General features: G+C 36.6%; 11 protein-coding genes and 1 other RNA gene. 3 read left to right on the top strand and 9 right to left on the bottom strand.

What is annotated here, in order from left to right:
* Position 1 precedes the first annotated feature (1 nt).
* The 4 genes from DUT69_RS17810 to DUT69_RS17825 all read right to left on the bottom strand — a co-directional run bounded on the left by DUT69_RS17810 (position 2) and on the right by DUT69_RS17825 (position 3740).
* Complete coding sequence (locus DUT69_RS17810) at positions 2-1003, bottom strand: NADP-dependent oxidoreductase (RefSeq protein WP_113654634.1); 1002 nt, start codon at positions 1001-1003, stop codon at positions 2-4.
* A gap of 23 nt (positions 1004-1026) precedes the next feature.
* Positions 1027-1791, bottom strand: a complete 765-nt coding sequence (locus DUT69_RS17815) for an SDR family oxidoreductase (RefSeq protein WP_113654635.1) — start codon at positions 1789-1791, stop codon at positions 1027-1029.
* 24 nt (positions 1792-1815) lie between these two features.
* Positions 1816-2544 (bottom strand): SDR family oxidoreductase, encoded by a 729-nt coding sequence (locus DUT69_RS17820; protein ID WP_113654636.1) that lies wholly within the window; start codon positions 2542-2544, stop codon positions 1816-1818.
* A gap of 101 nt (positions 2545-2645) precedes the next feature.
* The gene (locus DUT69_RS17825) at positions 2646-3740 is read right to left on the bottom strand and encodes an alkene reductase (protein ID WP_113654637.1); all 1095 of its coding nucleotides are present in this window, start codon (positions 3738-3740) and stop codon (positions 2646-2648) included.
* Between the two features lie 98 nt (positions 3741-3838).
* Between DUT69_RS17825 and DUT69_RS17830 the strand changes: the two genes are divergently transcribed.
* Positions 3839-4255 (top strand): winged helix-turn-helix transcriptional regulator, encoded by a 417-nt coding sequence (locus DUT69_RS17830; RefSeq protein ID WP_113654638.1) that lies wholly within the window; start codon positions 3839-3841, stop codon positions 4253-4255.
* Positions 4256-4362: 107 nt separating this feature from the next.
* Here DUT69_RS17830 and DUT69_RS17835 read toward each other — a convergent pair whose 3' ends face one another.
* The 5 genes from DUT69_RS17835 to DUT69_RS17855 all read right to left on the bottom strand — a co-directional run bounded on the left by DUT69_RS17835 (position 4363) and on the right by DUT69_RS17855 (position 9223).
* Positions 4363-4962 carry a hypothetical protein gene (locus DUT69_RS17835; RefSeq protein WP_113654639.1) on the bottom strand — a complete coding sequence of 200 codons (600 nt, stop codon included), beginning with the start codon at positions 4960-4962 and terminating at the stop codon, positions 4363-4365.
* Positions 4963-5107: 145 nt separating this feature from the next.
* Positions 5108-5476, bottom strand: a transfer-messenger RNA (tmRNA) gene (ssrA, locus tag DUT69_RS17840).
* A 135-nt stretch (positions 5477-5611) separates the two neighbouring features.
* Positions 5612-7396 carry a mechanosensitive ion channel family protein gene (locus DUT69_RS17845; RefSeq protein ID WP_113654640.1) on the bottom strand — a complete coding sequence of 595 codons (1785 nt, stop codon included), beginning with the start codon at positions 7394-7396 and terminating at the stop codon, positions 5612-5614.
* A 174-nt stretch (positions 7397-7570) separates the two neighbouring features.
* Positions 7571-8770, bottom strand: a complete 1200-nt coding sequence (locus DUT69_RS17850; RefSeq protein WP_113654641.1) for a pyridoxal phosphate-dependent aminotransferase — start codon at positions 8768-8770, stop codon at positions 7571-7573.
* A 60-nt stretch (positions 8771-8830) separates the two neighbouring features.
* A complete protein-coding gene (locus tag DUT69_RS17855; RefSeq protein ID WP_113654642.1) occupies positions 8831-9223 on the bottom strand; it encodes a DUF1573 domain-containing protein in 393 nt (130 codons plus the stop codon).
* A 130-nt stretch (positions 9224-9353) separates the two neighbouring features.
* Between DUT69_RS17855 and DUT69_RS17860 the strand changes: the two genes are divergently transcribed.
* Positions 9354-11777 (top strand): alpha-ketoacid dehydrogenase subunit alpha/beta, encoded by a 2424-nt coding sequence (locus DUT69_RS17860; RefSeq protein WP_113654643.1) that lies wholly within the window; start codon positions 9354-9356, stop codon positions 11775-11777.
* Positions 11778-11936: 159 nt separating this feature from the next.
* Positions 11937-14252 (top strand): ATP-binding protein, encoded by a 2316-nt coding sequence (locus tag DUT69_RS17865; protein WP_113654644.1) that lies wholly within the window; start codon positions 11937-11939, stop codon positions 14250-14252.
* Positions 14253-14336: the final 84 nt, after the last annotated feature.

Below are 14336 nucleotides of genomic sequence, written 5' to 3' on the forward strand. Positions count from 1 at the left end.
GCTATTTAATCTTAATTACTACTTTTCCTTTACTTCGGCCCGCTTCTATGTACTCCAAAGCTTCGTTAGTTTCGTCAAATGTGAAAATTTTGTCTACAACTGGCTTAATATGGCCTTGCTCAATTAGCGAAGTAATTTCGGCTAACTGTTTACCACTTGCTTTCATAAATAGAAATGAATAATCAATACCCAATTTTGTCGCCCGTCTGCTAACCTTTCTGCTTAAAAAGTAAATAATGATTCTCATTAGCCACGGTAAACCGATTTCTCTGGCGAAATCAACATCCGGTGGACCGGATATAGAAATAAGTTTAGTATTGGGCTTAAGTATGTTTAAAGATTTGAATAAAGTCTTATCATCTTGGCTATTCAAAACCACATCGTAATATTTTAGCACGGTTTCAAAATCATCCTTTCGGTAATCTATCATTACATCGGCGCCTAAACGCTTTACAAGTTCGAAATTGTGGGCACTAGCTGTAGTGGCAACTGTGGCGCCCAAGTATTTTGCTAATTGAATGGCGATGGTGCCAACACCGCCAGAACCAGCTTGTATAAATACTTTTTGACCTTTTTTCAGCTTTGCTTTTTCTACTAATGCTTGCCAAGCTGTTAAACCAACTAAGGGAACTGATGCAGCTTCTTCCATACTAAGGTTTTTTGGCTTTAGTGCAACATCTTGCTCGTCGATAGAAATGTATTCGGCAAAAGTTCCTATGTGATAGTCGGATGCCCTGGCATAAACTTCATCGCCAACCTTAAAATCTCTTACATTTTTACCGATTTCTTTAATTACCCCAGCTAAATCGTGCCCTAAAATTAAAGGCAACTTATAAGGTAGTAATAATTTAAATTCTCCTTTTTTTAATTTCGAATCCAATAGATTAAGGCCGGCAGCAAAAATTTCTATTAGAACTTCATTTTCTTTTACCAAAGGTTTTGCCACGTCCGCTAGTTCAAGCTTAGCTTCCTTATTGTATCGTTTTAAAATATATGCTTTCATTATATGTTGTAACGGTGGTGATTTTATTTTAGGGAGTTGTAATATTTTTTAGCATTTACTAAACCAAATGCCAATTTCGGAAAAAAGCGGTTAAGATAATAGAGTGTTTTAGTATCGCCTACTCGAATGGTGTACTTGTTCTTTTGTAGTCCTTTTATCAAGTCTTTTACCAAATGCTGTGGACTTAGTTTTTTGCCATCTCTCTCCGCAACCATCGCCGTGTCTACAACTGGAGGTAGTAATTCAAAAACCTTGATATTACTTTTTATAATTTCTAGATGAGTTCTCAGCGATTTTGTATAAAAAGACAAGGCAGCTTTCGACGATGAGTAGGTAGCTTCGATTATGGATGGCACAATGCTTAGTATAGAAGTAGTGTTGATTATAGCGCTTTCATTTTTAGTGCTTAGCATTTGCATGAAAATGTTATTTAGTCTTACAACGCCTAGATAATTAACTTCCATTTCATAAACAGCACCTTCAAAATGTTTTTCATTAGCAATACCCAAATTTAATGGACTAACACCAACACCAGCATTATTATACAAGATATCAATACCGCCTAATTTTTCCACTTCATTAAAAAGCATTTTTGCATCGGCTTCTTTTGATACATCACTTTTTATAGCAATTACGGCAGGATACGCTCTTTTCACTGCCGCTAACTTCTCCTCATTTCTGCCTGTAATAATAACTGTTGCGCCAATGGCCAAAAACTGTTTTGTAGCTTCTAATCCAATTCCAGATGCGCCACCGGTTATCAATATTGTTTTTCCTTGCAAGTTCATTTTAGCTCGGTATTAATAGTTTAATTAATGAGGAACTTGATCTGAAATTGGATTCACCAACTCATGTATCTTTTTGCTATCGCCCACTGGCACTTCAAATTGGTTTTTAGACAAAGCAACAAATAACTCGTCGGCCACCTCTGCTGGAGGAATGCCACTGGCACCACCTATTTCTGCTGAAAAATCAGTGTTTACCAAAGGCGGATAAACTTCATAAATATGCAGGTTTTCATTTTCGGCAAACGTATCCCTTAACCCTTGAGTGTAACTGTGTAGAGCTGCTTTGCTTGCCGAATACGTTGGTAAGTACTTATTAGATCTAAATACGGCTATAGACGAAACATTGATAATTGCGGCTTCTTTTTGTTTTAATAATTTCGGCAACATTGCAGATGTAAAATCAATAACACTAATATAATTGGTATTCATTTCTTGATATGCTTTTTCAGCAGAGTTATTGTTTACGTCGCTTAAATCATTAATAAAAGCGGCACCTGCGTTATTAATAATGATGTTTAAAGTGGGATGATTACTATTCAATTCTTCAGCAATTTTCAATCTGTCTTCCTTTACTGATAAATCTCCTTGTATCGCAGTTACATTATCTAACTGTTTCAAAGCATTTTGAAGGCGTTCATTATCTCGGCCATTAATAATAACCTTGTTACCTGCTTCGCTAAATTTTTTTGCTATTTCCAAACCAATTCCGGCGCTACCGCCACTTATAAATATGGTATTTTCCGTTGTTTTCATTTTTTTATTTTTTATATTGATTGTCTGCGACAGGGATTACAGTGGCATCCCTCGATTTTTATCGGGGATATACCACAAAGCCCGTCTGGTTGCACAAAAAATTAATTATCAATTTCAGGGTAGTCTGTATATCCTTTTTCACCTGGCGTATAAAAAGTTGCTTGATCAGCTTGATTAAGTGTGGCGTCTGTTTTAAATCGCTTTACCAAATCAGGATTTGCGATAAAGGGAACACCAAAAGACACCATATCTGCATCGCCATCTTGTAATACTTTTTCAGCGGTTTCTTTGTTAAAACCTCTATTGATGATAATCGTACCACTAAATATTTTACGAAAATGCTTGGCTACTTCTTGGATGGCGTCTGGAATTTCGGAAACATCTGTAAATGGTTCTATCAAATGAATATATGCCAAGCCGTAATCATTAAGTCTTTGTACAATATAGTTGTAAATGGCCTTGGTTTCATCGTCTACAAGAATACCCATAATCCCGTTTAGAGAAGGATTTAAACGAACTGCTACTTTTTTAATATCAACTGCAAGCTTCAATTCATCTAAAATATCGAATAGAATTTTTGCTCGGTTTTCAATAGAACCCCCATATTCATCTGTTCGGTGGTTACTGTTTTTGCTGAAGAACTGTTGTAGCAGATAGCCATTTGCTCCGTGCAGCTCAACTCCGTCAAAGCCTGCTTCGAAAGCATTTATCGCTGCTTTTTTGAAATCATTTATTGTTCTTTTAATGTCTTCGATAGTCATTGGTTGCGGGGATTCGGAAGGCAGAAATCCTTTTGAAGTAAATACTTGTTGTTGTGGATTTACAGCTGAGGGAGCCAATGGCTTTTTCCCATCATGTAATTCGGGATGCGAATATGCACCCGTATGCCAAAGCTGGGCAAATATCTTTCCCCCTTCTTGGTGCACAGCATCTGTAGTCAATTTCCAACCTTTTACCTGCTGGTCGCTGTAAATGCCAGGCACATTAATTACGCCAACTGCCTCTTTACTAACAAAAGTTCCTTCGGTAATAATCAACCCTGCACTAGCACGTTGTTTATAATAGAGCGCCGTAAGTTCTGTAGCAACATTTTCAGCATTTGCCGACCGACTCCTAGTCATTGGTGCCATTACCATGCGATTGTTTAAATTGAGCCCATTTTGACTGTATGATTTAAAGATTAATGCTGTTTCCATTGTATCTATAATTTAATTTTTTAATTTTGCTTGCGTTTTGCAAGTGCAAATATATAAACAACTTTCATTTTGCAAGTGATTTTTATAAAAAATATTTTATGTCAACTACGAAAAAAAGATCTGAGTGTCCAATTAGTAGCTCTTTAGATATTTGGGGAGATAAGTGGTCGTTACTTATTGTTAGGGATTTGATGTTTTCCAAACAATGCACCTATGGCGATTTTTTAAAATCTGAAGAGAAGATAGCTACCAATATTCTGGCTTCGAGGTTACAAATGTTAGAAGATAATGGCGTAATTACCAAACAAGAACACCCAGAAAGTAAAGCTAAGGTGCTTTATAAGCTAACCCAAAAAGGAATAGATTTATTGCCAATGATGATAGAAATAAATTTATGGGCCGATAAATATTTCACGCTTCCGCCAGATAGAAAAGAGATGTTAAATGAGCTTAGAAAAGATAAAGAAGGATTTATAAAGCAAAAAAGAGAAGAACTTGCTGCTTCGATAAGCTGAATGTTACCATTTGCACGATATATTGTTGAATTTTGAGGCTTATTGTAGAGATTTTCAGCATAAAAAAAGATCGCTTGCGGTAAACGCAAGCGATCTCTATAATTGTGCTATTTGTTGTTTTTATCGTAAAACTCGAAGAATTCTTTCAACCTAAAAATTTTACTTAAATAAGCATAGTCCTGGTTCATTTTATTATAAGTTTGGGTACTAGGTTCTTTTACATCAATGTTGCCCTTTCCAAGCGTTCTATCAGGAATAAACAAAGCCGTGCTCACTTCTGGCGCACCTAAAAGGGAGTATATTTCTCTGCCTTCTACATCGTATGGTTTAAATTGATCCCTTAAATCCTTCTTGGTAAAGATGATATTATACGTTACATATTTAGACTTTGTTGGATTTATTACACCGTATTCTGTAGGTTCCAATGTCAAATCCTGATTGACAATGCCAAATGCTTGGCAATCAATTTTATGTGCACCTATTTCCAACTCTGCTTTTACAAAGCTGTTTGCGGGTATCTCATAGGTTTTACCGTCTATTTTTACAGAAATTGCTTGTGCTGTTGGGTTGTCAATTAAAGTTGCTCCATTCAACTTGGTTTTTAGTACAAGTTCGTAATAGCCATACGCAGCAAAGGCCAAAATCATTAATCCAAAAATAATAAAGTGGGCCTTGGTTAGTTTTTTGTTTTCGTTAGGTGAGGTCATATCTTTTAAATTTTATTAAATATAAAAGAAAGTTTATAGCCATGCCATTTCGTTTTTATATTTAGCAAGTTTGACTATAAATTTGTGAGCTTTAGTTAAATATTCGTTAAGAGAAATAAAAAAAGCCATCCGAATTAGGATGGCTTTGTGGAGCCGAAGGGGTTCGAACCCTTGTCCAGTTGTGTGATAAATTATGCCTTCTACATGCTTATTTTCCAATTAATTGTCGGGATCTGTCGGGCTGGAAACCGACCTAAACTTTCTCCTTATGTACTTCATTTCGCAATTGCATCGTACCTCTACAAAAGCTAGCATTGTTATTTCGATGCCTCTGATGCTAACCTAACATTGCGGCAGTTAGCGAGACAAAAGCTTACGTAATTCTAAATTAGGCAGCTAAGGCGTAGTTATTTTCGCCAATTATTGTTTTGAACGTTCTCTTTAAAGTGCTCTCCGTACAACGCACTGCATGCTAACATACTCAGCGCCACCCTGTCAAATCCAAAACGGCCCCATGTAGTACAAAAGTAGAAGGTTAAAATTTTTTAATCAAATCCTTGATCTTTGTTCTTTTATCCATTACTTCACAGCAAATATACAAATTAAATGCCAAATCAACGTTTCGTTGCGCTAACTCAACACAGATAAATTATTCTTTACCGCCGTCTCTAACTACATGATAATTTGGCGACATAATTTCAATACCCGCTTTACCGAGCACATCTTGTATGTTTTCTAACAGTTTGCTGTAGATTAAAGCCTGTTTGTTTGCTTCTTTTGTATAGGCATTTATCTGGTAGGAGATATTAAAGTCTTCCAATCCAATTTGTAACACAAATGGCTTGGGATCTTGAATTACAAATTCAGTTTTTAATGCAGCCTCGATAAGTAAGTCATAAACATGTTGCCAAGGAACATCATAACCTAAGGTTACTATGTAATGTACAATCAGTCCTTGTTTTTCATTTTTAGTATGACTGGAATAATTTACAGTTGAGCTAGAAAGTACCATTGAGTTGGGTACGGTTATATCTTCATTTTTAATGGTTTTTATTCGTGTTACTAACATCGATTTTTCTACCACATCGCCAACCACATCTCCAATCTTAACACGATCTCCTACACGAAATGGGCGCATGTAAGTAATAACCAAGCCGGCAACAATGTTTCCAATCGCACTTGAAGAACCCAACGATATCAAAATACCCAAAAATACAGATACGCCTTGGAAAGCTGGAGAACTTGAACCCGGTAAAAACGGAAAGATAATTACCAGCATAAAGGCGTAGAGAATAAACCTTAAAATATTAAATGTTGGTATAGCCCATTCTGCATGAAACCCCTTAAACTGTATGTTGCCGAGCTTTATTTCGTAGAAGAAGTATCTAATGCCTTTAAGTAAATACCTGAAGATTAAGTAAATTACAATGACTTTAAACAAATCTGGTAGGTATGCCAAGGTTGCCTTACCGGCAGATCTTAACGGATCTAAAATCAAGTTAAGCATTTTTCCGGTAAGCGCTTCTGTTTCTGGAAAAATACTAAACAGTAGCGGAAGTGATAGGTAGAATATAAGAACGATCAGCAAAATCTTAACAATAGTGCTTAGTTTAAGTAGCGCTGTGGCTAAATGATCAGGGGTAATAATCTTTATTTTTTTTAACCTAAGTCCGTTGAGATATTTTTCTTTATTAGTGGAAATAAAGCCAGCTACGCCTCTAAATATTCGATTAAGTGCATAAATTACAATGCCCAATAGAAGAATAATTAAGGCTGCTAAACCAATACGCTTTAAAAGATTTGTTAAGCTGTGCGCACTACGTTCTTCAATAATATGCTTTTTTATGATGCTTAAATATTCGTTGGCCAGTTGAATGTTCTCTTTGCCAAACCATAAGCCATCTAAATTGCCAATGCTCACAATAACTTCTGTATTGTTATAAATGAGATCGAAACTTCCTTCGTTTTCTACAACAGATAACGAATCGGGCTTAAAGAAAGGGTCTTCGTATAATTTGGTAATTTTAATCGAAATTGCTCTAGCTCTATCTCTAGCATTAAAAGAGCCAGTACGTGTAAATATGTTAAATAAGGTATCCCTATTAAGCACAACTGGATAGCCCCTTGCATTTTTCTTTAGTTTATTCAGCTTCTCGATTTGAGCTATGTGCCTAAGCGAATCACTTACTGCAATAGTGCGCAGTTTAGCCTCTAGTTCTCGTGTTTTTTGTACGTTTCCAGTTGCTCCAGCAAGTTCTCTTTGCAACTGTACTTTTACCAAAGAGTCGATACGTTTCTGCTGTTGCTCTCTTAACAATAATGCTTCGTTTATTTTAGCGCTGTCTTGTAAAATTGCTTTAGGCTGCTGCGCAATACAAGATGAACTTATATACAGAAATCCGAAAAAAAGAAATAACATTCTAATTAAAAACATAGGCTTATTTAAAAGTTAACAAACAGCAATAGGATAAAGATAGTATTTTACAGTTTTTTAATATTGGCAAACTAGGTATTTTTAGCTTAGCCATAAGCGAATAATGACAGGTCTAAAACAAAAAATCGGTTAGCGAACAATTTCCACTAACCGATTTTTCTTTATTTAAAACGCTTAAACTGTTCTTCCCGGATATTGTTTCAAAGCAACTTCCAAGCAATCCATTGCTCCGTTTAAATCGGCAGTGTTTAAAACATAGGCCATACGAACCTCGTTTTTGCCAGAACCTGGGCTAGAATAAAAACCAGTAGCAGGTGCCATCATTACAGTGCTTCCGTTGCGCTCAAAGTTTTCTAGCATCCATTGGCAAAAAGCATCCGCATCATCAATTGGGAATTTTGCCACTACGTAAAATGCACCACCCGGATTAGGACAGAAAACGCCATCCATGTCATTTAAGCGTTTTACCAAAGTATCTCTGCGTAAAGTATATTCTATATTTACTTCTTCAAAATAACTATCCGGCGTATCAACTGCAGCGGTACCAGCAATTTGCTCTACCATACCTGGACTTAACCTAGCTTGTGCAAACTTTAATCCAGACGCTATAACTTCCTTGTTTTTAGTAATTAAGCAGCCTAAACGTGCGCCACAGGCACTATAGCGTTTAGAAACCGTATCCATTATTACTACGTTTTCATCTAATCCATCCAAATGCATCGGAGAAATAAACTCACGCCCATCATAGCAAAACTCGCGGTAAGCCTCGTCAGAGAATAAGAATAGGTCGTACTTTAAGCATAAAGCCTTTAAGGCTTCTAATTCTTCTTTAGAATAAAGGTATCCGGTAGGATTATTAGGGTTACATATAATGATGGCCTTTGTTTTAGGAGTAATTAACTTCTCAAACTCAGCAATAGGAGGAAGCGCAAATCCATTTTCTATGTAGGATAAAATAGGTTTTACCACAACATTACTCATACACGCGAAACCATTGTAGTTTGCGTAAAAAGGCTCAGGAATGATAATTTCATCACCTTCATTAACGCAGGTTTGCATAGCAATAGTTATAGCCTCAGAACCACCTACCGTTACCAAGATATTTTCTGGCGTAATGTTGTAACCTAACTTATTATAGTATTCTGTAAGTTTTTTTCTGTAAGCCAAAGTACCTTCTGAAGGAGTGTAGGCCCAAACATCAAAATCGATGTTTTTAATTGCATTTAACATGCCTTCTGGTGTGGCAATGTCTGGCTGGCCGATATTTAAGTGGTAAACTTTTTTTCCTGCTGCTTTAGCCTTATCGGCAAAAGGTGTTAATTTTCTGATGGGTGAAGCGGGCATTTGTAGCCCCTTTTCTGATATGTTTGGCATGGTACAAAAATAAAAAACCCCGTGATAATTACGGGGTTTTAAAACAATATGTTTAAAATTTTACTTAACACTTCCTTCTACAGCAATACCTTTAATGTACAAAACTTTGGTAGCTTGTCTGGCGTTAGAAGTTAAAGTTACGGCCTTATTAAAAGGTAAAGCACCACCGGTTGGTGTAATGGTAACTTTTACAAATCCTTTTTCTCCTTTTTTAACAGGTGTTTGGGTATATTCAGAAACCGTACATCCACAAGTAGTTTCTACCTTCGAAATAATTAAAGGCGCATCGCCTACATTGGTAAAGTTAAACGTATGAACTGCTGCTTTATTTAGGGCAATTTTACCAAAATCGAACGACTCAGAATCAAATTTAAATTCGCCTTGCGTGCTCTGAGCTTTTGATACTAAACCTATGCTAAATACTAATGCAACTACTAAAATTAACTTTTTCATGATCTTTGTGTTTTAACAAACTTAATAATTTAATAGAAGTAATCAAAAAGTATTCCACTATTTATATTACACTAAGGTAGGAGGCAAGTTTATCAAAAATTGTATCTTTGTTGCCTAACCAATTTTGCTTATGATGAAAGATAGCAAGCTTACCAGTAATCAAATTGACACATCAGAATTAAGTTTTGAAGACTTTAAACGCATTGTAATAGACGATTACCGAATTGCTTTTGAAAGCAGGCAGGCCAGTTTATTAGGTCGTAGGGAGGTGTTAACGGGCAAGGCTAAGTTTGGTATTTTTGGCGATGGTAAGGAGGTACCTCAGTTAGCAATGGCAAAAGCTTTTAAAAAAGGCGACTGGCGCTCGGGGTACTATCGCGATCAGACTTTTGCGTTTGCAACTGGAATTTCTACAATCAAAGAATTTTTTGCCCAATTATACGCTAACCCAAGTGTAGATGCCGATCCATCTTCAGCAGGTAGACAAATGAATTGTCATTTTGCAACCCGTTCTTTAAATGATGACGGCACTTGGAAGGATTTAACAGATATTAAAAACTGTTCGTCGGACATTGCGCCAACTGGCGGACAAATGGCTCGCTTAGTTGGTTTGGCTTACGCATCCAAATTATTCAGACAAAATCCAGAACTAGATTATCTGAAGAATTTTTCTGTAAACGGAAATGAAGTTGCTTTTGGTACTATTGGCAACGCATCTACATCAGAAGGTGTGTTTTTCGAGTCGATAAATGCAGCCGGTGTATTGCAGGTTCCTATGGCTATTTCTGTTTGGGATGATGGTTACGGAATTTCTGTTCCGGCTAAATATCAAACTACAAAAGAGGATATTTCCGAGATCTTAAAAGGTTTCCAACGTGAGGAGGGAACTAATGGCTACGAAATATTTAAAGTAAAAGGGTGGGATTATCCCGCTTTATGCGAAACCTACCAAAAAGCAATCGAAGTTTGCAGAACAGAACACGTGCCCGTTCTAATTCATGTTACGGAAGTTACACAACCTCAAGGCCATTCTACCTCTGGCTCGCACGAACGTTATAAAAACAAGGAGCGTTTAGAATGGGAACGAGAACATGATTGTATTGCGCAAATGCGCAAATGGATGATCGAATCGGCCATTGCAAATGAAGATGAGCTAAATAGTTTGGAAGAAGAGGCGAAAAAGTTTGTGCGTAATGTGCAAAAAGAAGCTTGGAACGACTTTTTAGATCTTATAAAACAAGAGCAGAGTCAGGTTATCAATATGATTAATGCTTTTGCCAATGGCGATGCAGGATTAACAAAAATTGCAGCCCAACTGGCTTCTACACCAGATGCATTGCGTAGAGAAGTAATGTCGTCTGCAAGAAAAGCTATCCGCCAAAGTGCACACCAACCATCTGAAGAACGCAATGTTTTAATCAAATGGTACCAGGAACAAGCAGGTATTAACGAAGAAAAATACAGTTCAAAACTATTTACAGATGGCAAAGAAAGTCCGTTTTTAGTTGACGTTATCGATGCAGATTATACCAATGATGGTAAAATGATTGATGGCAGAGAGCTTTTAAATGCTTGTTTCGATTCGAATTTTGCTAGAGATCAACGCTTGGTTGCTTTTGGAGAAGATTTAGGTAATATTGGCGACGTAAACCAAGGTTTTGCCGGTTTACAGGCTAAATTTGGCGAATTAAGAGTAACGGATACCGGCATTAGAGAAATGACTATTGTTGGCCAGGGAATTGGTTTGGCTATGCGTGGCCTACGTCCCATTGCCGAAATTCAATATTTAGATTATTTACTTTTCGCACTTAATATTTTAAGTGATGATTTGGCAAGTTTATCTTATCGTACCAAAGCGGGACAAAAAGCACCGGTTATTGTGCGTACCCGTGGACATCGCCTAGAAGGTGTTTGGCATTCTGGTAGCCCAATGGGGATGATTTTGGGTGCTTTACGTGGCATGCATATTTGTGTGCCTAGAAACATGACAAAGGCAGCGGGGATGTATAACACGTTGTTTAGATCTGATGAACCGGCCTTGGTGGTGGAGTGTTTAAATGGCTATCGTTTAAAAGAAAAACTGCCTGATAACGTTGGCGAGTTTACCGTGCCATTAGGCAAAGCCGAAATTATTAGAAACGGAACGGATATTACTATAGTAAGTTATGGTTCTACCTTGCGTATTGTAGAGGAAGCGGCAGAAGAATTAGCGGAATTGGGGATTTCAGTGGAAATCATCGATCCACAAACTTTATTGCCTTTTGATACAGATCAGCTTTGCAAAACATCTTTACAAAAAACAAATAAGCTTTTAGTAATTGACGAGGATGTTCCTGGAGGCGCAAGTGCATTTATTTTACAAGAAATTTTAGAAGTGCAGGGCGGTTATTACCACTTAGATGCGCAGCCTAAAACGCTAACTGCAAAGGCACACAGGCCTCCATATGGATCTGATGGAGATTATTTTAGCAAGCCGTCTTTAGATGATATTATTGAGAGTGCTTATGCTATGATGCATGAAGCAAATCCGAATAAATTTCCAAAGCTTTTTTAGGCTAACGCGAAATTAATTTTACAAGGTGCAATTTTTAATTGCACCTTTTTTTGTGAAAATGGCCTCTAACAACTTGTGTATTTGCTTAATAGTTAAGAATATGATTGAAAATGTAGAAAAAGTAATTAACTTCAACGTTTAATACGCTCGTTGATAATTATGTCGCTCAGGTTTTTAGAGATTTACTCAAATCGTTTCCTATTTACATTACTCATAGCGCTGTTCCTTTTTTTAGGCGGAAATGCAAACTTATTTGCTCAAAATAGCACACGGATACAGAAGTTAGATAGTTTAATACAACGTGATAAAGCTTATTTAAAAGAAGATAACGAAAAGCTAGATACCTATATCAAAATTTTAATCAAAACTTATAATTATGCTGTAGACAAAGAAACTTTTATTAACTATTCTAGTAGGAGTATTAAGCTAGCTATTAAGTTGAAAAACAGTGCTCGTCTGGCGGATGCCTATCATTACACCGGGTTTCATTACCACTCTTTAGGCTCACTGTATAAAGCGGAAGAATTTTACAAATTGAGTTTGCAAAAAGCAACCGAAGTAAATTATTTGGAAGGATTGTCTAGTAATTACTTGAACTTGGCTGCGCTTTACAATAACTTATCTGATTATTCTAAAGCACTGGATGCAAATTTGGCAGCCACGGCGATATTTCACAAACTGGGCGATTTGGGCAGTACTGCTTCTTGTTATATTAATATAGCTGGAATTTACACCAGTTTAAATCAGCACAAAACCGCCATTGCTTACCTTGATAAAGCGCTCAAAATATTCACAGCGCTAAATAACAGTCCTTATGGCATGGGATTAATATATAATAACCTTGGGCGATCTTACTTTGGTGCGAGTGATGAAGACTTAAAACAGCTAGGCGTAGAAAAATCTCAGCGAAACGAAAAGGTGCTTAACTATATCGCCAAAAGTTTGCAGATTGCTACAGAAGGTGATATGAAATCGCTTGTTGTGGCCAACTACGATGTTAAAGGTGCTGTTAGCGAAGCAATGGGCGATAAAAATACAGCTTTAGAATCTTACAAACTTTCTTTGTTACATGCCAAAAAGCTGGCGGGGCAGTATTATGTAGGCTTGTCATCAGCTGTGCTTGCGAAATTTTATGAGCGGGAAAATAATTTAAAGTTAGCTGAGGAGCTTGCAAAAGATGCGTTAAAAATAGGGGAGGCTAATAAGTATTATGTTATCGAACGTGATGCTTATGAAGTTTTAAGCAAAATTGCCGAAAACCAAGGTAATTTTAATAAAGCTTTACATTTTTACAAAAGTTATGTAACTAGTAAGGAGAAACTATTTAACCAAGAAAAAGAAAGGGAAATAACGCGTAAACAGCTACAGCTTGATTTTGGTGTTAAAGAGCGAGAATACCAGTTAAGGCAACAGTTAACAGACGCAAACTTAAAGCAACAAGAACAGGTGTTAACTTTAAAGAGTCAACAACTTGCCTTAAGCGACAAAGAGAAAACTTTACAGCGCCTAACATTTTTACAGAAACAAGCCGAGCTAGAACACGATAAGCACGAGCAGACTAACTTGTTAAAACAGCAACAGTATAAATCGTCTCTAGATAAGCAGTTAAAAGACAAGCAAATTAATCTGCAAAAAACAGAACTTCGCTTCAATAAGAATATTAATCTTTTTCTCGGTATTCTAGCTATAATTCTACTAACATCGGCTATTGTAGTATTTTTTTCGCATAGAAAATCGGTTAGGCTTAACCAGGTTGTTTCTCAGCAAAAGCTAGAATTAGAAAAATTAAGTTCGGTCAAGGATCGTCTTTTTAGCGTGGTTAGTCATGATATGCGTGCCCCAATAAATTCTTTAATTTCCATTATCCATCTGTTGGAAGACGGTAATATTAGTCAAGAAAAATTAACTAAGTACGCTGGCTTGCTTAAAAATAATTTGGGTCATACCTCTACTATGATGGAAAACCTGTTAAACTGGGCGTCGAGCCAGATGCAAGGTTTCAAACCAATATTTGAACCGGTTAATGTTAAATTTTGTGTTAACGATGTTATTAATACAATGTACACTAGTTCTAAAGAGAAAAATATAGAGTTGAGCAGTAGCGTAGGAGATAACATTATTTGCTACACCGATGCAAACATGCTTTCGCTGGTGCTTAGAAATTTAATTAGTAATGCTATAAAATTTACACCTAACAATGGCAATATTCTTGTTTCGGCTTATTTGGAGCAATCCTTTGTAAACATTACGATTGAAGACACCGGGATTGGGCTGTCTTTGCAACAAATAGAAGCGGTAAATAATTCTATTTATACCGAAACAGGTAAAACCACCAGAGGAACCAACGATGAAAAGGGTACCGGCGTTGGATTAACACTTTGTAAAAAGTTTTCTGAGTTGATGAAAGGCAAACTAACGGCTGAAAGCGATGGAACCGGAAGTATGCTTACCCTAAAATTGCCACTTCACAAGTAAATCTATTCAGGCATTGGTATATCGACTAAGTTTATAGCTTTATCGATTAGCTTAAATTGTTAAGAATTTTTTTAGGAAATTGCT

The sequence above is a fragment of the Pedobacter namyangjuensis genome (assembly GCF_003313325.1).
GTDB classification, from domain to species: domain Bacteria; phylum Bacteroidota; class Bacteroidia; order Sphingobacteriales; family Sphingobacteriaceae; genus Pedobacter; species Pedobacter namyangjuensis.